Source organism: Bacillus altitudinis 41KF2b, from assembly GCF_000691145.1.
Lineage (GTDB): Bacteria > Bacillota > Bacilli > Bacillales > Bacillaceae > Bacillus > Bacillus altitudinis.
This window is the reverse complement of sequence record NZ_ASJC01000007.1, coordinates 13,211-32,955: the sequence shown is the minus strand read 5'-3', so window position 1 is coordinate 32,955 and position 19,745 is coordinate 13,211. Positions and strand designations below refer to the sequence as shown.

The following is a 19,745-nucleotide window of genomic DNA, read 5'->3' as shown; positions in this document are numbered from 1 at the left end:
TTATTTTAGCATGTTCAGAGCAGGAAGGTAAGGATAAGCATATGAAAAAAAGCCCCTGATGAAAGGGGCTTTTAAAAACGGGTGACCTGCACAGGGAATTCTTTGACCCCAAACACAAACGTGCTTTGAATCGGTTTCAGCTGATCTGCCGCACAGGTGATTTCTCGAAACGTACGGAGTAAAATCTCAAGTGCTAGATGAGCCTCAAGCCGGGCGAGAGGGGCACCAAGACAAAAATGGATGCCGAAGCCAAAGCTCAAATGCGGATTTGATTTTCTGTCAAGACGAAACGTATCTGGATCGTCAAACTTCCGTTCATCACGATTCGCAGATGCCACCCAGCTGATGAGATAGTCTCCTTTTTCAATGTGAGAACCGGCAATCTGAACATCCTCTGCTGCAACTCGCCCAATCGCTTGAACAGGCGGATAATAGCGCAGCGTTTCCTCCGTCAATTGAGGAATGAGAGACAGGTCTTGCCGCACTGATTCGGCGATATGCGGCTGTTCTGTTAAAAGTCGTACTGCATTTGTGATTAAATTCGTCGTTGTTTCATTACCAGCAACGAGTAAGAGTATACAAAAGCCAAGCAGTTCATTTTCTGATAAACGCTCACCGTCAATTTCTGCTTGGATGAGAAGGGAGATTAAATCATCGGCTGGTGTTTCTTTTCGTTTTTGGATCAAATGAGCAAAGTACGCTGAGAGCTCTTTTTCTGCTTGTTTTTGCATGTCGACAACGGCTTGAATAGCTTCTTTTGAATCATCTTTGGCTCCTGCAACTAGAGCATCTGAATGCTTTTTGATCAGCTCTCTGTCTTTCACTTCTGCACCGAGAAGCTCGGCGATGATCATGACAGGTAGGGGAGCGGCCAGATCTTGCACAATATCGAAGGTCCGTTGATCCTTTACTTGATTTAATAGATCATGGGTCAAGTCTTTGATCTTTTCTTCTATTTGTTTGATCGCTTTTGGCGTGAAGGCTTTATTGACGAGTGCTCTCATTTTGGTATGTTTTGGAGGGTCCATTGTTAAAATACTCGTTTTAGATGTACTTCTTCCTCGCTGTGATGAAAACACTTTTGGCTGCTTCAGAACGGACTGAATATCAGCATATCGAAAGAGATCCCAGCACTTTCTCGTTTCATCGTATCGAATATCACCCTGCGATCGTAATTCATTGTAGATAGGGAATGGGAAAAGAAGGTCATCAGTAGATCGGATTTCTTTCATTGGGATGACATTGACGTAATTTTCTTTTACTTTCATTATGAACGCTCCTTTTTCACTTGATTTCCCTTTCACGGTATCACCACGAAAAACGCATTTCAACGGACATGTTTTCTAAAATATGTCAATAGTCTAATCGAAAGATTCAAACACATTCATCCTATAGGAAAATAGAAAGTCATCAAAAATGATAGCGCTTTCTAAAAACTAGAATTGAAGTCACCGAAACCAAAAATAAAATGGTGAATTCAGTCGAACGAAAGGGTACTATGATTCAAATCTATATAGTTCTTTTGATCTAAATTGATGATTTAAAAAAACACGGCTAACATACATACCGCAAGCTGTTCAGCGTGTATTCGGGACTTTTGAAAAGCGCTGGCTCTTTCTTGACACGATTTCTCATCATGTTACGATAACTAACGTGCGAAAAACACGAACAAAAAGCGAACAAGGGAGAGGATCAATATCATTGATCAAAAGAAAGTTGCTTTCATTGGAGCAGGTTCTATGGCGGAAGGAATGATTGCAGGTATTGTGCGATCAGGTCAGATGCCGCTCAGCCAAATTTACGCAACAAACAAGCAAAATAAGCAGCGATTAAACGAACTAACGAAACGCTACGGAATCCAAACAGCCACAATGGATTCATTTCCTTTTGAAGAGATGGATATGTTGATCCTGGCGATGAAGCCAAAGGATGCTGAAACAGCACTTGAATCATTAAAACCTCATATTCAGAAAGATCAGCTCATCCTGTCTGTACTTGCAGGTGTGAAATCATCGTATATTGAAGACATGCTGCATGAAGGGCAGCCTGTTATGCGAGTAATGCCAAATACGTCAAGTACGATTGGGGCGTCGGCGACCGCTTTATCTGCTGGACGTGATGTGAAAAATGAACATGTAAGCATGAGTCGGGCTCTTTTATCTGAAATGGGAGAAGTGTATACCATTCAGGAAGAGCAAATGGATATTTTCACAGGAATTGCCGGAAGCGGTCCAGCTTATTTTTATTTCTTAATGGAAAGAATCGAAGAAGCTGGAGAAGAAGCTGGCTTATCAAAAGAAATGTCCCGTCAAATCGGTACACAGACACTTCTCGGTGCAGCGAAGATGCTGCAAGAAACAGCTGAAAATCCTTCTGTCCTCAGAGAAAAAATTACGTCACCTAATGGAACAACGGCTGCAGGACTAGATGCATTAGATGATTTTGGCGGAGGAGAAGCCATCAAGCAGGCCGTCAAACATGCCGCCAATCGATCAAAAGAAATAAGTGAACAGCAAAAACAAAAAGTAACGATATAAATAGAGCCTCAATACAGGAGTGATAAGGTGTACGCAGATAAAGAGAGAAAACGAATTGTTGTGAAAATCGGAAGCAGCTCTCTTACTAGCTTTCAAGGTGAGATTAGTTTAAAAAAACTAGAAAACCTCGTCAATCAAATTGTAAAACTCAAAGATGAAGGACACGAAGTCATTTTGGTTTCATCTGGTGCGGTTGCAGCTGGTTACCGAAAATTAGGATTTATTGATAGACCGAAAACACTGCCAGAAAAACAGGCGTCTGCCTCAATAGGGCAAGGGCTTTTAATGGAGTCATATTCTACTTTATTTTTATCGCACGGCTATATTGCTTCACAGCTATTAATTACAAGAAGCGATTTTTCAGATGAAACGCGCTATCAAAATGTGCGAAATACAATGAATGTGTTATTAGATCGAGGGATCATCCCGATTATTAATGAAAATGATACAGTGACGATCAATCGGTTGAAGTTTGGAGATAATGATACATTGTCTGCAAAAGTAGCTGGACTGATTGATGCGGATTTCCTCGCTATTTTATCTGATATTGACGGTTTGTATGAAGATAACCCTCATACAAATCCGAATGCGAAGAGAATTCTAGAAGTCACAGAAATCACAGAAGACATCGAAGCAGCCGCTGGAGATGCGGGAAGCAGCGTTGGCACAGGCGGAATGAAATCAAAACTCGACGCCTTTAAAATTTCAATGGCCTCAGGCATCAATGGCTTTTTGGGAAAAGCCGATACGCCTCACATTTTAGACAAAGCCATTAATGGGACAGAGGACGGCACTTATTTTACAGCTGACGAAAATTTAGCGCCGCTGAATTATAAAAAACAGTGGATTGCTTTTCATTCTGGCCCAAAAGGCGAAATCGTTGTTCAAGAGAAAACACAGGAGCTTCTCATGCATCGTGAGAAAAGTCTGGATTCTGACGGCATAGTCAATGTAAAGGGTTCGTTTAAAAAAGGCGATGTTGTCCGTATTTTAGATCAAGATGAAAGAGAAATAGGGCTTGGCATTGTCAATTATGCGTCCGACGAACTCGCACTGAACGGTGACTTGCTACAGGATGAAGTGGTGCATGTCGTAGATCTTGAAGCGTTTGTTTGTCATTTAGATTTATCAATACCAGTTTGCTAATCATAAGGGAGGAATTTCATGACACTGACAGCTGAAGTTGTCACATCGGTCAAAGAAAAAGCGAAAAAAGCAAAGCACGTATCAAAAAAACTAGGTTTACTTCAAACAGAGGAAAAAAATGAGGCGCTGCTGAAAATAGCAGAAACACTCGAACAGCAAAGTGATTTTATTTTACAGGAAAATCAAAAGGATTTAGAGGCAGGAAAAGAAAAGGGCTTCTCTGAAGCATTAATGGATCGATTAATGTTAAATGAAGAGAGAATTCATGAGTTTGCGGAAAGTTTGCGGCTTGTGACGAGATTAACAGATCCTGTTGGAGAAATATTGGATGAATGGACTCTTGAGAACGGCTTACATGTGAAAAGTCGAAGAGTACCGCTCGGCGTGATCGGGATGATCTATGAAGCGAGACCGAATGTCACTGTCGATGCAGCAGGGCTTGCCCTCAAGGCAGGCAACTCAGTGATTTTAAAAGGCGGTTCCTCCGCTATTTCTTCCAACAAAGCCATCGTCCGCGTCATTCATGAGGCATTGGATCAAACAAAGATCCCTCGTGATGCGGTACAGTTTATTGAACAAACAGACCGTTCATCGGTTCAAGCGATGTTTCATCTAAAAGAATGGATCGATGTTTTAATTCCGAGAGGCGGGGCTTCGTTAATCAAAACAGTTGTAGAAGAATCGACCATTCCAGTTCTTGAAACAGGGACAGGGAACTGCCATATCTTTATTGATCAAACAGCGAATGTAGAAAAAGCCATTCAGATTGTCATCAATGCGAAAACAAATCGTCCGGCCGTTTGTAATGCGCTTGAGACTCTGATCGTTCATCGTGATTGGCTAAAAGAAAATGGTGCAGCATTGAATGAAGCACTGCTTCAGCATCATGTCACTGTGCATGGAGATCAAGACGCTCAATCCTTCTTTTCCGAAGCGGTTCCTGCGGAGGAAGTAGATTGGACAGATGAGTATTTAAGTCTTGATCTTGCGGTGAAAGTGGTTGACTCAATTGAGGACGCCATTCACCACATTGATCAGTACGGGACCAAACATTCAGAAGCCATCATAACAGAGGATGAAAAAAACGCACAAATCTTTCTAAACGAAGTCGATGCGGCCGCTGTTTACCATAACGCATCTACACGTTTTACAGATGGCGGTGCACTAGGATATGGCGCTGAAATTGGCATTTCTACTCAAAAACTGCACGCAAGAGGGCCAATGGGACTTCCTGCACTGACAACAACAAAACTTCTTCTGTCTGGTGATGGTCAGATTAGAAGCTAGAATGAATGTAACGAACACTACCTTTCTTCTTGGGGTAGTGTTTTTTTAGTGTATGATAAAAGAAGAGAGAAAAAAGGGGGAACGACATGGAAACGATCAACTCATCGATCTATTTAAGAGATTTCAAAGAAAGCGATGCTGAAGCACTGGCAACACTTGAATATGAAAATCGCGAGTTCTTTCAGCCATTTACTTCATTTAGACAAGAGGATTTTTACACCATCCCCGAACAATTGAAGCGAATTCAGACATTTCAGCAAAGCCGCCAAAAAGACGAAACATATGCAAAAGGAATTTTCCACCGCGCGTCACATCAGCTCATTGGCACAATCACATTATCTGGTGTTGTCAGAGATGTTCTTCAAAGCGCCTGGCTTGGATACGGACTTGATCAAAAACATAATGGAAAAGGCTACACAACTGAAGCAATTGCCCTCATGCTAGATGAGGCATTTCATGTGCTGGATCTTCACAGAATTGAAGCAGGTGTTCAGCCTCATAATATAGGTTCCATACGAGTACTTGAAAAGGCAGGTTTTCAAAAAGAAGGTCTATCTAGACAAAATGTAAAAATCAATGGGGAGTGGAAAGATCATTATTTGTTTGCGATTCTTGCGACGGATGAAAGGCCTCACATTATATCAAAATAAAAACTCCCCAGATGAGGGGTTTTCACTGATTTTAATACAATTTATCTGTTGACTTAGGCTGGACATGGTCCTTCCCATGTCCAGTTTGCTAGCTTTTTGAGATTCATGGCAGCGAAAGTAAGCATCGCCTATATTGAAACTTTTTTGAGTCCACAAAGTTTCGTCCAATTGACTTTGTGTACAGTTATCTAAAAACGAGCAGGACTTGCATATCTCTGAATCAGACGCATATTGCTTATAGCCTTCTCTAGTCGTTGTACGATAATGCCCGTTGGGGCAAATGTAACAATCAATATGCATCATACACGTATTCATTCTTTTCAAATAACCAGCTTTTGTTCTTGGCGAATGCGAGGTTTTGTCTACATGCTGAAACTCCCCCATATGAGGGGGAGTTTTTTTATGAACTTGAACGGTCTTTTTTCATGACTTTCTCAAATTTGAAAAATTCAAATGTCTCAGGCGCTAAAGGGTCATTTTCTTGATCGTTCTCATGAGGCAAGCTCGGATCTGGATGGTGCAAGTGATAAAACTCAACAATCTGAAACCCGCATTTGTTCACATAAAAATGAATGTTGCGCTTTTCAAAATAAGGAGTGACAACTTCCCACACCTTCGTTTCTGGATATTGCGCCTCAATGGCTTTCCATGCTGCCTGACCAATGCCTCGGCTGTGAGATGATGAAGAGATATATAACAGGTCCACCGAATTGCGGTGTGTGAGAGGGTTGATTTTTAAAACAACCCCTCCTGCCTTTTGACCGTTTAGTAAAATATGATAGACAAGGTTCTCTGTCGAATAAAAAGATTCATCAATCGACTCATCAGGAGGAATTGGTCCACCTTCTGCATCGCCAAATGCATCAATGATGCCAGCTGTGAAAGCATCTTGCAGTTCTTTTTTCATCAAAGGGAAGTCCTCTTGTTTTGCAAGTGATAATGTGACTTGATCTTGTGCGATTTTGTTCATGTGTAAATCCTTTCTCCACATACGTGGTGTTTATGCATGTTATCATAAAGGATGGAGTAACTCCATAGTCAAGAAAGGAGCCCTAAAAATGATGAGCGATGTTCAAAAAACATTTTTAACTGGAGAATTTGCGGCATTATTTGAAGTGAAAAAAGATACACTGCTCTATTATGATAAGATCGATTTGTTTAAGCCGGCAGGTGTTCAGGAAAATGGGTACCGTTATTATACATTTGAACAGTTTGATCATTTCATGGCCATTCAATCTCTTCGTGCTGTTCAATTTCCGATCAAACAATTAAAACAATACTTTACTGAGCCTTCTCAGGAGAAATTGCAAAGCCTTGCGGTTGAGCAAGCAGAAAAGGTCGGGGAGGAGATCCAAAAACTACAGGATATTCAATCTTTTCTTTTTCGTGTGATCGAGACAACGAATGAATTATCATCAGTGAAAACAGGGGAGGTCTTGTTTCAAGAACTGCCAGAAGAACCGATCGTCCTCAGTACATCAAACCCAATTGATTCAAACACACCTATAGAAGAAATTTCTCGAATTGTAGGAGAATTTCTGAAAGGGATTGGTATTAAAGGTGCGGCGGCAAATGGTTCTATTTTAAACAAGGAGCAGTTTTTGCAGCGTCATTATCATCAATCTGATCGGCTGTTTTGCCGAATGGAAGGACCGGATGCAGTCAAAAAGCCAGCGGGCCTTTATGCAGTCATGTATCAACAAGGAACATATGAAGAGATGGAAACTGCCTATTCACGTTTATTAGATCACATCGAAGCAGAGGATATGATACTGGATGGGGATGTCTTTGAGGAGTATTTACTTCATTCTCTGATGTCTAAAAATGAAGCGGATTACATGACGAAACTTAGTGTGAAAGTCAGAAAACGCGAAGCTTAAGGCATAACAAAAAGGATAGACAGGCATTTTTACATGCTGTCTATCCTTTTTGGTGCTGTTTAACCGACTTGGTTTTCGGCAAATTGACTCATATAGAGGTCGGCATAAAAGCCTTTTTCTTTCAAAAGCTCACGATGAGTTCCTTTTTCAATGATCGTGCCATCTTTCATGACTAAAATGAGATCGGCATCTTTAATCGTTGAAAGTCGATGTGCAATGACGAAGCTTGTTCTGCCGTTCATTAATTCATTCATCGCTTTTTGAATATGCATCTCTGTCCGTGTATCGACACTGCTTGTTGCTTCATCTAAGATTAATATCTTCGGATCAGATAAGATGGCACGGGCGATGGTTAACAGTTGACGCTGACCTTGTGAGAGGTTGCCGGCATCTTCTGTTAAGAGTGTGTCATATCCATCTGGAAGGGTGCGGATGAAATCGTCTGCATAGGCATGTTTAGCGGCCTTCAACACATCCTCTTTTGAAACATTTTGTCTGCCATATGCGATGTTGTCATAAATTGTGCCTTCAAAGAGCCATGTATCCTGAAGAACCATCGCAAATAAGTCACGTACTTGCTCTCGGCTGAGGTCGGTTGTTTTTACGCCGCCAATGCGAATGGAGCCTTGATCTAGCTCGTAAAAGCGCATTAACAGATTAATAATCGTTGTTTTTCCAGCGCCTGTTGGCCCAACAATGGCCACCGTTTGTCCTTCTCGGACTTGTAAATTCAAATCTTTAATAATGGGTTGATCTTTCTCATAACCGAAGTGAACGTGCTCAAAGGCCACATCTCCGGAAAGGGATTTAAGATCAATCGCTGCATCTTCTTCCGCATGTTCTTCTTCCTCATCTAAAATTTCAAACACCCGTTCAGCAGATGCGATAGCAGATTGAACTAAGTTTGCAACACTGGATGCTTGCACAAGCGGCTGCGACATTTGTTGTGTGTATTGGATAAATGCTTGCACATCCCCAACACGAATATTCCCGTTAATGACAAGAATTCCGCCAGCAACACTTACCGCCACATAGCCAAGATTCCCAATAAAGGTCATCATCGGCATCATTAAGCCGGAGATAAATTGTGCTTTTCTTGAAGATTCATATAGTTGTTCGTTTAATTGATCAAATGTATCAATGGCTTTCTTTTCATAGCCATACGCACGAACCGTCTGATGTCCTGTGAACATTTCATTAATATGTCCATTGATCATCCCTAGTTCTTTTTGCTGTGCTTTAAAATGCTTTTGCGAAAATGATGTAATGCCTCGAATCGCAAACAAACTAAGAGGCAGCGTCAAACAAACAAGCAGTGTCAGCAGCGGACTGATGAAAAGCATCATGACGACAATACCAATGACTGTAATAACAGATGTGATCACTTGCGTGAGTGCCTGCTGTAAAGAAGTATTAATATTATCAATGTCGTTCATCACCCGGCTCAGCGTGTCTCCGTGTGTTGTTTTATCAAAATAACGAAGAGGGAGACGTGTGAGTTTGTCACTCGCTTCTTGTCTTAGTTCAGCAATGGTCTGCTGCGAGACACCCGCCATTACATATTGCTGCACGAATGAGAAGAGAGATGCCACGACATATAATAGAACAAGCAACAATAAAATGCGTGAAATGACATCAAATTGAACACCAGTTCCTTGTGTAAAACTTTCAAATAGGGAAGAGGTGGCATCCCCAAGTAATTTTGGACTGACAACATTAAAAACGGTTGAACCGATCGCTGCAATCAGGACAACGATCAGCTGAAATTTCCTCGGTTTTAAATAGCCCGTTAAACGAAGAAGTGTTTTTTTAAATTCCTTCGGTTTTTGTACTGGGCCCCTTGGGTGACCGCCTTTATGTCCCATTCCAGAAGACATTTTTTTACTCATCCTTGCTCCACCTCCTGACCTTCCTGTGATGCGACGATCTCTTGATAGACAAGGTTATCTTTCAGTAACTGTTCATGTGTACCGATACCTGCTATTTTTCCATCATCTAACACAATGATTTTATCGCTATGCTTCACTGTGCTGATTCTTTGAGCCACAATAATCAAAGCAGCATGCTCTTTTTCAGCTTCTAGCGCTGACCGAAGTTTTGCATCCGTTTTGTAATCAAGGGCAGAGAAGCTATCGTCAAACAGGTAGAATGCAGGTTTTCTTACGAGTGCTCTTGCGATCGAAAGACGCTGCTTTTGACCGCCAGAGAGATTCGAACCCCCTTGGTCTATCTCTGCGTGAATTCCGCCATCTTTTTGCAAAACAAATTCTTCGGCCTGTGCTGTCCGCAGTGCCTGCCAAATCTCGTCATCTGTTGCATCGCGTTTGCCAAAGCGCACATTATCAGCAATGGTTCCGCTAAATAAAATGGCTTTTTGAGAAACATAACCCATCTGACTTCTCAGTTTCTCTTGAGGCAATTCTCTAATATCGACACCATCTAATGTAATTTTTCCTTCTGTGGCTTCATAAAAACGTGTCATCAGCTGAAGAAGGGTCGTTTTCCCGGAACCTGTACTGCCGATGATCGCCGTCGTTTCACCCTTTTTGGCTTCAAACGTCATGTCTTGAACGGCTGGTTTTTCAGCATTTGAATAATAAAATGACACATCCTCAAAGCGAATGGACTGGGCTGGCTGATCAAGTTTAGTGACAGCTTCTTTTTTGTCTTTAATTTTTGGTTCTAGATTTAACACTTCATTCATCCGTTTAGCTGATGCCTGAGCTCTAGGCACCATAATAAAACTCATAGAAAGCATAATGAGTGCCATTAAAATCATCATCGCATATTGAATGAAGGCGATCAGATTCCCGACTTCCATCTGTCCGGCATCAATCCGATTAGCGCCAATCCAGACAATGCCGATATTCGTGAAGTTCATGATAATGAGCATAAAAGGGAACAAGTACGCCATTAATCGATTGACCTTAAGACCAGTATCCTTATACGATGTATTGGCTTCTTGAAAACGTTCCTTTTCGTCATCTACTCGGTTAAACGCACGAATGACCCGAATGCCTGAAAGCGACTCTCTCATAATCAAGTTCAGCCGGTCCGTTTTTTTCTGAAGCTGGCCAAAGAGGGGGATCGCTTTTCTTGATACCAAATAAATGAACCCACCAAGAAGGGGAAGAGCTGCTAAAAAGATGAGAGATAACACAGCATCTCTAGATACAGCCAAAATAATTCCACCAACGAGCATTAGAGGCGCCCGTGTCATCATTTGTAAGATCATGATCGTGACATCTTGAACTTGTTTCACATCATTTGTTGATCTTGTAATAAAGGAAGATGTCCCGATTTTTTGAAATTCTTCTAATGAGAATTGTTCGACATGCACAAACAGCTGTCTTCTCATATCACGCCCGAAGCCTAGAGCTGTCTTAGATGACAAGTAGGACTTCCAAATCGTGAGCAAGATGGCAAGTAAAGAACAAGCCACCATCCAGCCCCCAACCTTCCATATATAAGCGACATCTCCTTGGACGATCCCGACATCAACGATATCTGCTGTAAGCGTCGGTAAATACAGCTGGAGCATACTGCTTAAAAAGGTGAGAACCACAATGGACACAACGGATAGCCGATAGGGCTTTAAAAACGATAAAATTGATTTCATACGATTACCTTTCTTCCATATAGTCTGTTGTTCTGTAACTCATCATATACAAAGAGGGATTATTTCTACAAATGAAATGTCTTGTTTTAGTGAATTATTTATATTGTTCAATTTTTGAAAAGAAGTCTTTTACAAACATATAAAAATCATGGGCAGAAGGAGACATCTCTCTTGATTTAGACGCAATAATTCCGACCGTTCTTCTCACTTGAGGGAAATCAATGGGAATTTTCACTGTAAATCGCGGTGTTGTTTCATAAAAAGCACTTTCGGGTAATAAGGTAACGCCCATACCCGCTGACACAAGACCTTTAATGGCATCCAAATCTTCTCCTTCAGATGAGATAGTAGGCTCATAGCCAGCCTGCTTACAGGCATCAACCGCAATTTGTCTCAGCACATACCCTTCAGGAAATAAAACGAAATGGTCTTTTCTCAAATCACTTAAATGAATACTTCTTTGCCCGCTAAAGGGGTGACTAATAGGCAAAAGGGCATAAATGCTTTCGGAAAACAAGATATTTCCTTCTATTTGAGGATCGTTTGTCGGGACGGGTCCTAAAAAGGCAAGATCAATGTCTCGATTTTTGACAGCTTCAATCAGAAACTTATAGGAACCTTGACGAAGTAAAAAATCGACCTCTGGATATTCCAGCTTAAATGCGGAAATGACAGAAGGGAGCACTTGGCTTGCTAGACTTGTAGGAAATCCAATGTTCACTGTCCCTTTGTGAGGGTCTAAGTATTCATCAATTTGTTCTTTGGCGTAATCTATCGCTTTTAGGGCGGTTCTGACATGGTCCAAAAATTGTCTGCCGATTTTCGTTAATTTGATATTTCGTCCTTCTCGTTCGAATAAAGCCACTCCAAGTTCTTCTTCTAAATTGGCAATCTGCCGGCTGATGGCAGATTGGGCAACGTGTAAGTTTTCAGCCGCTTCTGACACGTGTTCACGGTCAGCAACTTCTACAAAATAGCGTAATTGACGAAGCTCCATTTTTGCACTTCACACCCATCTATCTCAAAAAGAGATTGTTTTGATCTAAATTATATATTGTTTATATTAATTTGAAAACTTAAAATAAGTTACAGAGTTTGTGAGATTTTATTACTGTGAAAAAACGGATCTTTTAAACGGGGGAGAGAAACGATGACTTATAATCAACTACCACAACCACAAGGTCTCTACCGTCCTGAATTTGAACATGATGCATGTGGAATCGGACTGTACGCCCATTTAAAAGGGGAGGCGACACATAGCATCGTCAAAAAGGGATTGCAAATGCTGTGCCAGCTTGATCACCGCGGCGGGCAAGGCAGTGATCCGTATACAGGTGATGGTGCCGGATTAATGGTACAACTGCCAGACGCTTTTTTTAGAAAGAACTGCCAAGACTTTGCACTTCCTGAAAAGGGCCGTTACGGGGTAGGAATGGTGTTCTTTTCAAAAGATGATGATGCCAAAACGCGTCAAGCGATCGAACAAAAGATCAACGGCTTCATTAAACAAGAAGGGCAAACATTAATTGGCTGGAGAACGGTCCCTGTTGATGCTGGGAAAATTGGAACGGTTGCAGCGAAGAGCTGTCCGGTTGTCCGGCAAGTGTTCATCGGAGCAAACGACAACGTAACAGACCGTTTGTCATTTGAACGAAAATTATACGTCATCCGCAAGCAGGCTGAAAACTGGGGAACAGCAGAGGAAAAACAATTTTACTTTGTCAGTCTGTCTAGTCAAACCATTGTATATAAGGGGCTTTTAACATCAGATCAAGTTGATGCTTTTTATCTTGATCTACAGGATGAAACATTTGTTTCTGCATTTTCACTCGTTCATTCAAGATTTAGTACAAATACATTCCCGACATGGGAACGAGCGCATCCAAACCGTTACTTAATTCATAACGGAGAAATCAACACATTAAGAGGAAACATCAATTGGATGAGAGCAAGAGAACAACAATTCGTGTCTGAAGCCTTCGGAGAAGATCTAGACAAGATTTTGCCAGTGCTGAATGCAGACGGAAGTGATTCATCCATTTTAGACAATGCCTTTGAATTTTTCGTGCTTGCAGGGCGGACTCCTGCTCATACAGCGATGATGCTGATTCCTGAGCCGTGGACGGAGAATACGCACATGTCAAAAGAGAAACGGGCATTTTATGAATACCATAGTTCGTTAATGGAGCCGTGGGATGGCCCGACAGCGATTTCGTTTACGGATGGTAAACAAATCGGCGCCATCTTAGACCGGAACGGATTAAGACCCGCGAGATACTATGTGACAAATGACGATCATATCATTTTCTCATCTGAGGTCGGCGTCATCGACACAAATGAAGAAGATGTGAAGTATAAAGACCGTCTTGAACCAGGTAAAATGCTGTTAATCGATTTAGAAGAAGGACGCATTATTTCTGATGAAGAAGTGAAATCTTCGATTGCGAATGAACTTCCTTATCAAAAATGGCTCGATGAAGAAATGGTTCACGTCAATCGCTCGGAAGAAAATTCAGAAAATTCTAGTATAATGAGTGATTTGTTAACGCGTCAGCGTGCTTTCCATTATACGTACGAAGACATTCAAAAGTATTTAATTCCTTTACTAGAAGAAGGCAAGGACCCAATAGGCTCGATGGGAAGTGATACACCGCTTGCTGTGTTATCAGATCGTGCGCAGTCGCTGTTTTCTTATTTCAAACAGCTGTTTGCTCAAGTAACGAACCCGCCAATTGATGCCATTCGTGAGCAGCTTGTTACATCGACCATGACTTGGTTAGGTGCTGAGGGAGATATTTTACATCCAAATGAATATTCATGCCGAAGAATTAAACTTTATACACCCGTTTTAACAAGCGGGCAGTTCAACGGCTTGAAAACGATTGTTCATAACGCCTTTAAAAGCAAAACGATTCATACACTTTTCACTGATGACCTAAAACGCGGTCTTGATGCGATGTTTGAAGAGGCAGAAAAAGCCATTCGTGAAGGGGTATCTTTACTAATTCTTTCCGATCGTGACATGACGGAAGAAAAAGTGCCGATTCCACCACTTCTTGCATTAAGTGCACTTCATCAGCATCTTGTGCGTCAAGGCTTACGAACAAAGGTGAGCTTAATCGTCGAATCTGGAGAAGTAAGAGAGGTTCATCATTTTGCCGCACTGATTGGCTACGGTGCAGATGCGATCCATCCGTACCTCGTTTACGAAACATACAAACAGCTTATTGCTGAAGAAGCGATTGCGATTAGCTTTGATGAGGCTGTCACAAAGTTTGGCAAAAGTGTGACTGAGGGCGTCGTTAAAGTAATGTCTAAAGTGGGAATTTCCACTGTCCAAAGCTATCGAGGCGCACAAATTTTTGAAGCAGTCGGCATTAGTGAAGAAGTCATCCAGGCATATTTCACAGGAACAGCTTCGCAGCTAGGCGGAATTGATCTTGACACCATTGCAAGTGAAGCAAAGCTTCGTCATGAGGCTGGGTATCAGGCATCAACTGATCAAACGCTAGAATCAGGCAGTGAGTTCCAGTGGAGAAAAAATGGAGAGCATCATGCCTTTAACCCAAAAACCATTCATACCCTTCAGTGGGCATGCCGCAACGAGGATTATGATTTATTTAAGCAATATACGAAGGCAGCGGATGAAGAACGAATTGGTTTCCTTAGAAATCTATTTGCTTTTCATTCAAAACAAAAGCCAGTTCGTCTGGAAGAAGTTGAATCTGCTGAATCCATTGTACGCCGCTTTAAGACAGGTGCGATGTCATTTGGTTCATTAAGTAAAGAAGCGCATGAAGCACTAGCGATTGCGATGAACCGAATTGGCGGCAAAAGCAACAGCGGAGAAGGCGGGGAAGATCCTGCTCGCTTTACAGTAGATGAGCACGGAGATGATCGCAGAAGTGCAATTAAACAGATTGCTTCTGGCCGCTTTGGCGTGAAAAGTCATTATTTAGTCAATGCAGATGAACTGCAAATTAAAATGGCGCAAGGTGCAAAGCCGGGAGAAGGCGGACAGCTGCCAGGAAATAAAGTGTATCCTTGGGTCGCAGACGTACGTGGTTCTACGCCAGGTGTTGGCCTAATCTCACCACCGCCTCACCATGATATTTATTCAATCGAGGATTTGGCTCAATTGATCCATGATTTGAAAAACGCAAACCGTGACGCACGCATCAGCGTCAAGCTAGTTTCTAAAGCTGGCGTTGGTACGATTGCAGCAGGTGTCGCAAAAGGGACAGCGGATGTCATCGTAATTAGTGGATATGATGGCGGTACTGGAGCTTCTCCGAAAACAAGTATTAAACATACAGGACTTCCTTGGGAGCTTGGATTGGCAGAAGCGCATCAAACCCTTGTCTTAAACGGTCTTCGAGAGCGAGTCGTTCTTGAGACGGATGGCAAATTAATGACAGGACGCGACGTTGTCATGGCTGCGATTTTAGGAGCAGAAGAATACGGCTTTGCGACAGCTCCACTTGTCGTATTAGGATGCGTCATGATGAGAGCATGTCATTTAGATACTTGCCCAGTCGGAGTCGCTACTCAAAACCCAGAACTTCGCAAAAAATTCATGGGTGACCCTGATCACATTGTCAACTTCATGATGTTTATTGCAGAGGAAGTAAGAGAAATTTTAGCTGAACTTGGCTTTACATCAATGGATGAATTGATTGGGCGTACGGATGTCTTATCAGTAAGTGAAAGAGCAAAAGCACACTGGAAAGCAGGACAGCTGAACCTTGAAACCCTGCTATATCAGCCAGAGGGACCACGCACATTCAGAACGCCGCAAAATCATAAAATTGATGAATCACTGGATATGAATGAGATTCTCCCTTATGTACAGGAAGCGCTCGATCATCAAACACCGGTTGATCTGTCACTAAACATTCGCAACATTCACCGTGTAGCTGGAACGATTACGGGCAGTGAAGTGTCTAAGCGCTACGGAGAAGAAGGTCTGCCAGAGGATACGATCACACTTCGGTTCACTGGTTCAGCTGGACAAAGCTTCGGCGCATTTGTTCCAAAGGGGATGTCTTTATATTTAACAGGTGACTCAAATGACTATATCGGCAAAGGACTCTCTGGAGGCAAAATTGCTGTCAAAACATCTGATCACTTTGTACAAAATGGACATGAGAACGTGATTGTCGGTAACGTTGCATTTTACGGCGCGACAAGCGGAAAAGCGTATATTAACGGTCGTGCAGGTGAACGATTTGCCGTTCGTAATTCAGGTGTCAATGTGGTCGTTGAAGGAATCGGTGATCACGGCTGTGAATACATGACTGGCGGACGTGTTGTCATTTTAGGTGACGTTGGGAAGAACTTTGGCGCAGGGATGTCTGGCGGTATCGCTTATGTGCATACATCCGATGCAAAACAGTTCAAAAGAATGTGTAACATGGAAATGATCATGTTTGAAAAACTCACAGATCACGAAGAAGAACAAGAAGTGAAGCAAATGATTCAGGAACACCTTGATTATACAAACAGCTCAAAAGCAGCAGCGCTTCTAGAGAACTGGGCACAAGAAAAGAATCAATTCATTAAGATCATTCCGAGAAATTACAAAATGATGCTTCAAAGCATTGAGGAACAAAAACAAGCAGGCCTCAGCCACGAGGAAGCTGTTATGTTCGCATTTGAAGCAAACACAAAACCGAAAAATAAAGAAACGGCAAACGGGCAAAAAGCAGCCGTCGCTCATTAAGAAAGGGGAGAGGACAATGGGCAAAGCAACAGGTTTTATGGATTATAAAAGAGAAAAGCCAAATGAACGTGACCCTCTCACTCGTCAAAATGACTGGAAAGAATATTCAGCTCCTTATACAGATGAGGTATTGAAACAGCAGGGTGCTAGATGTATGGATTGCGGAACACCGTTTTGTCAAATTGGGATGGAGATCAGGGGCGGCGTTTCTGGCTGCCCGATCTACAATTTAATTCCAGAATGGAATGACCTTGTCTACCGGGGCAGATGGAAAGAAGCGCTTGAAAGACTACAAAAAACGAACAATTTCCCTGAATTTACTGGAAGAGTATGTCCAGCACCTTGTGAAGGCTCATGTACCGTCGCGATCAATGATCCAGCAGTATCGATTAAAAATATCGAACGGACGATCATTGATAAAGGTTTTGAAAATGGCTGGATTACACCAAGAATTCCTTCAAGCCGTACAGGGAAAAAGGTTGCCATTGTCGGATCAGGACCAGCAGGACTGGCAAGTGCAGACCAACTAAACCAAGCAGGGCACGCTGTAACCGTGTTTGAACGATCTGATCGTCTTGGTGGACTGCTCACTTATGGTATTCCGAATATGAAGCTCGACAAAGAAGTCGTTGAGCGCAGAGTTAAACTGCTAAGACAAGAAGGCATTGACTTTGTGACCAATACAGAAATTGGTGTGGATATCACGGCTGATGAACTGAAAGAGCAATTTGATGCGGTCATCCTTTGTACAGGTGCACAAAAGCAGCGTGACCTGTTAATTGAAGGCAGGGAAGCAAAAGGGATTCACCTGGCAATGGATTATTTAACACTCGCAACAAAAAGCATGCTTGATTCAGGATTCAAAGATAAAAACTTTATTGACGCAAAAGGGAAAGACGTCATTGTGATTGGCGGAGGAGATACAGGCGCTGACTGCGTCGCAACTGCACTTCGCCAAAAAGCAAAAAGTGTTGTTCAATTCGGAAAGCATCCAAAGCTTCCAGATACACGTGTAGGGGATAACATGTGGCCAGAACAGCCTTATGTCTTCTCTCTAGATTATGCTTACGAAGAAGCACAAGCAAAATTTGGAGAAGATCCGCGGCAATATTCGATTCAAACCACAAAGATTGTGGCTGATAAAAATGGGAAGTTAAAAGAGCTTCATACCATTCAAATGGAAAAGGTGAAAAACGAGCAAGGGAAGTTTGAATTTCATGAGATTCCAGGAACAGAGAAGGTATGGCCAGCTCAGCTAGTCTTTATTGCGATTGGTTTTGAGGGAACTGAACAGCCGCTAGTGAAACACTTTGGCGTGGACAGCAAAAACAATCGGATTGACGCAAAATATGGGGAATATACGACGAATGTAGAAGGCGTATTTGCAGCGGGAGATGCAAGACGCGGTCAAAGCTTGATTGTCTGGGCAATTAACGAAGGCAGACAAGTGGCGCATGAGGTAGACCGTTATTTAATGGGGAGTTCGGTTCTGCCAAAATAGGTCAAACAAAGGGTGTTTACCATATATAGAGAAAAGCCATGACCAAAGAGTGGTCATGGCTTTTTATGATTCAGACATGGTTGGCTGGATAATGACTTTTTTACGTTTGAACTGGGAGACAACCAAACAGAGGAAGACAGCAAGAACAAAAAGAGAAATGGTCAAAAAGCCAAATGTATAGGAGCCCGTCATTTCTTTTAAACTGCCAAGAACGTTTGGTAAAAAGAATCCCCCAATGCCTCCTGCAGCCCCTACAATTCCAGTCACAATCCCAATTTCCTTATGAAACACTTGCGGCACAAGCTGGAACACCGCCCCATTCCCCATACCAAGACACATCATTCCGACAAATAAAAGCGCAATGACCACTGGTAAAGCAGGTAGACTACTCACTGCCCCTAAACAGATACCAATCAAAGCAAATAAACCGAGCAGTACTTTCATCCCGCCAATTTTATCGGCAATCAAACCGCCAACTGGCCGAAAGAAGCTGCCTGCCGCCACACAAAGCGTCACAAAATCACCGGCATGAATTTTTGAAATCGCATATTGGTCCACAAAGAAAATACTCAAGAAACTTGAAAGTCCGACAAAACCACCGAATGTAATTGCATAAAGAAGACAGAAAAACCACGTTGTCTTTACTTTAAAGACTGAAAAATAGGACCGAAGCGGCTGAGGGGCCGGCTGGTTTGGTGCATCTTTTGCTGTGAAAATAAAAAACAAAAAGACGAAACTTAAAGGAATAAGAGCGAGCCCCATCACTGTATGCCAGCCATACATCTCCGCAAGCCTTGGTCCAAAGAGTGTCGAGATCAGTGTTCCGCTGTTTCCGGCGCCGGCAATTCCCATCGCTACCCCTTGTAAATGAGGAGGGTACCAGCGGCTTGCCATCGGTAAAGCGACCGCAAAACTCGCACCTGCAACCCCTAATAAAATCCCGATCAGTACTAGCTCTGAAAGGGTTGTACCACCGAAAAACCCCCATATAAGCGGAATGGTGGTCAAAATCATGCCCATCATCGCTGTTTTTTTAGGTCCCATTCGGTCTGTTAATAGGCCTAGCACAATTCGAAAAAAAGATCCGGATAAAATCGGAATGGCTACAATCATGCCTTTTTCTATTGTCGATAAGGCAAAATCTTGTGCAATAAAAGCACCGAGTGCCCCCAGCAAAACCCAAATCATGAAACTCACGTCAAAATATAAAAATGAACCAAACAATGTCTTAGGATGACCACTAGAAGTCAATTCTGAGAGTTTCACAAAACCACTCCTTTATTTTGAATTTTCTGACTTAAAGATAGCGAGTTGATAGAAGGAATGGAAGTATTGTGTTAGAAAAAATGACATGGATAAACACTTTTTTACAAATGTGTGCCATAATCTAGGCAAACATTGCT

General features: G+C 42.2%; 13 protein-coding genes and 1 pseudogene. 7 read left to right on the top strand and 7 right to left on the bottom strand.

Translation table 11 applies throughout. The features are described from left to right. Positions 1-71 precede the first annotated feature (71 nt). Positions 72-1,268 (bottom strand): cytochrome P450, encoded by a 1,197-nt coding sequence (locus tag BA79_RS13015; RefSeq protein WP_035703214.1) that lies wholly within the window; start codon positions 1,266-1,268, stop codon positions 72-74. A gap of 471 nt (positions 1,269-1,739) precedes the next feature. Here BA79_RS13015 and proC point away from each other — a divergent pair, with 471 nt between their 5' ends. From proC to BA79_RS12995, 4 genes are all read left to right on the top strand, one after another. Next, a complete protein-coding gene (proC, locus tag BA79_RS13010) occupies positions 1,740-2,537 on the top strand; it encodes a pyrroline-5-carboxylate reductase (protein ID WP_019743319.1) in 798 nt (265 codons plus the stop codon). Positions 2,538-2,564: 27 nt separating this feature from the next. After that, entirely contained in the window at positions 2,565-3,683 is a 1,119-nt protein-coding gene (gene proB / locus BA79_RS13005) for a glutamate 5-kinase (protein ID WP_025207481.1), read from the top strand. 18 nt (positions 3,684-3,701) lie between these two features. Beyond that, entirely contained in the window at positions 3,702-4,970 is a 1,269-nt protein-coding gene (locus tag BA79_RS13000) for a glutamate-5-semialdehyde dehydrogenase (protein ID WP_035703212.1), read from the top strand. An 86-nt stretch (positions 4,971-5,056) separates the two neighbouring features. Then, positions 5,057-5,620 carry a GNAT family N-acetyltransferase gene (locus tag BA79_RS12995; protein ID WP_035703211.1) on the top strand — a complete coding sequence of 188 codons (564 nt, stop codon included), beginning with the start codon at positions 5,057-5,059 and terminating at the stop codon, positions 5,618-5,620. A 53-nt stretch (positions 5,621-5,673) separates the two neighbouring features. On the opposite strand, the pseudogene BA79_RS19140 reads toward BA79_RS12995, so the two are convergent. Further along, a pseudogene (locus BA79_RS19140) lies at positions 5,674-5,965 on the bottom strand (IS5/IS1182 family transposase); the annotation flags it as partial. A 55-nt stretch (positions 5,966-6,020) separates the two neighbouring features. Continuing rightward, on the bottom strand, positions 6,021-6,590 hold the full coding sequence (locus BA79_RS12990) for a GNAT family N-acetyltransferase (protein ID WP_035703210.1): 570 nt from the start codon (positions 6,588-6,590) through the stop codon (positions 6,021-6,023). A gap of 88 nt (positions 6,591-6,678) precedes the next feature. Between BA79_RS12990 and BA79_RS12985 the strand changes: the two genes are divergently transcribed. Beyond that, positions 6,679-7,500 carry a MerR family transcriptional regulator gene (locus BA79_RS12985; RefSeq protein WP_035703209.1) on the top strand — a complete coding sequence of 274 codons (822 nt, stop codon included), beginning with the start codon at positions 6,679-6,681 and terminating at the stop codon, positions 7,498-7,500. A 59-nt stretch (positions 7,501-7,559) separates the two neighbouring features. On the opposite strand, the gene BA79_RS12980 is transcribed toward BA79_RS12985, so the two are convergent. From BA79_RS12980 to gltC, 3 genes are all read right to left on the bottom strand, one after another. Further along, positions 7,560-9,389, bottom strand: a complete 1,830-nt coding sequence (locus tag BA79_RS12980; protein ID WP_035703208.1) for an ABC transporter ATP-binding protein — start codon at positions 9,387-9,389, stop codon at positions 7,560-7,562. Beyond that, positions 9,386-11,119: an ABC transporter ATP-binding protein gene (locus BA79_RS12975; RefSeq protein ID WP_025207476.1), complete on the bottom strand. Its 1,734-nt coding sequence runs from the start codon at positions 11,117-11,119 to the stop codon at positions 9,386-9,388. Before BA79_RS12975 ends, BA79_RS12980 begins: the two co-directional genes overlap by 4 nt. Before the next feature lie 94 nt (positions 11,120-11,213). Continuing rightward, entirely contained in the window at positions 11,214-12,116 is a 903-nt protein-coding gene (gene gltC, locus BA79_RS12970) for a glutamate biosynthesis transcriptional regulator GltC (RefSeq protein WP_024718330.1), read from the bottom strand. 153 nt (positions 12,117-12,269) lie between these two features. Between gltC and gltB the strand changes: the two genes are divergently transcribed. Together gltB and gltD are read left to right on the top strand one after the other, a co-directional pair. Then, positions 12,270-16,841 carry a glutamate synthase large subunit gene (gene gltB, locus BA79_RS12965; RefSeq protein ID WP_035703205.1) on the top strand — a complete coding sequence of 1,524 codons (4,572 nt, stop codon included), beginning with the start codon at positions 12,270-12,272 and terminating at the stop codon, positions 16,839-16,841. A gap of 16 nt (positions 16,842-16,857) precedes the next feature. Then, positions 16,858-18,342 carry a glutamate synthase small subunit gene (gltD, locus tag BA79_RS12960; RefSeq protein ID WP_008346585.1) on the top strand — a complete coding sequence of 495 codons (1,485 nt, stop codon included), beginning with the start codon at positions 16,858-16,860 and terminating at the stop codon, positions 18,340-18,342. A gap of 63 nt (positions 18,343-18,405) precedes the next feature. Here the strand turns inward: gltD and BA79_RS12955 are convergent, their stop codons facing one another. Then, the gene (locus BA79_RS12955) at positions 18,406-19,608 is read right to left on the bottom strand and encodes a nitrate/nitrite transporter (protein WP_017367412.1); all 1,203 of its coding nucleotides are present in this window, start codon (positions 19,606-19,608) and stop codon (positions 18,406-18,408) included. Positions 19,609-19,745: the final 137 nt, after the last annotated feature.

Coding starts and splice junctions, on each gene's coding strand:
- BA79_RS13015 (WP_035703214.1), bottom strand. CDS start 1,268: ATGAAAGTAAAAGAAAATTACGTCAATGTCATCCCAATGAAAGAAATC.
- proC (WP_019743319.1), top strand. CDS start 1,740: ATGGCGGAAGGAATGATTGCAGGTATTGTGCGATCAGGTCAGATGCCG.
- BA79_RS13000 (WP_035703212.1), top strand. CDS start 3,702: ATGACACTGACAGCTGAAGTTGTCACATCGGTCAAAGAAAAAGCGAAA.
- BA79_RS12995 (WP_035703211.1), top strand. CDS start 5,057: ATGGAAACGATCAACTCATCGATCTATTTAAGAGATTTCAAAGAAAGC.
- BA79_RS12990 (WP_035703210.1), bottom strand. CDS start 6,590: ATGAACAAAATCGCACAAGATCAAGTCACATTATCACTTGCAAAACAA.
- BA79_RS12985 (WP_035703209.1), top strand. CDS start 6,679: ATGATGAGCGATGTTCAAAAAACATTTTTAACTGGAGAATTTGCGGCA.
- BA79_RS12980 (WP_035703208.1), bottom strand. CDS start 9,389: ATGAGTAAAAAAATGTCTTCTGGAATGGGACATAAAGGCGGTCACCCA.
- BA79_RS12975 (WP_025207476.1), bottom strand. CDS start 11,119: ATGAAATCAATTTTATCGTTTTTAAAGCCCTATCGGCTATCCGTTGTG.
- gltC (WP_024718330.1), bottom strand. CDS start 12,116: ATGGAGCTTCGTCAATTACGCTATTTTGTAGAAGTTGCTGACCGTGAA.
- gltB (WP_035703205.1), top strand. CDS start 12,270: ATGACTTATAATCAACTACCACAACCACAAGGTCTCTACCGTCCTGAA.
- gltD (WP_008346585.1), top strand. CDS start 16,858: ATGGGCAAAGCAACAGGTTTTATGGATTATAAAAGAGAAAAGCCAAAT.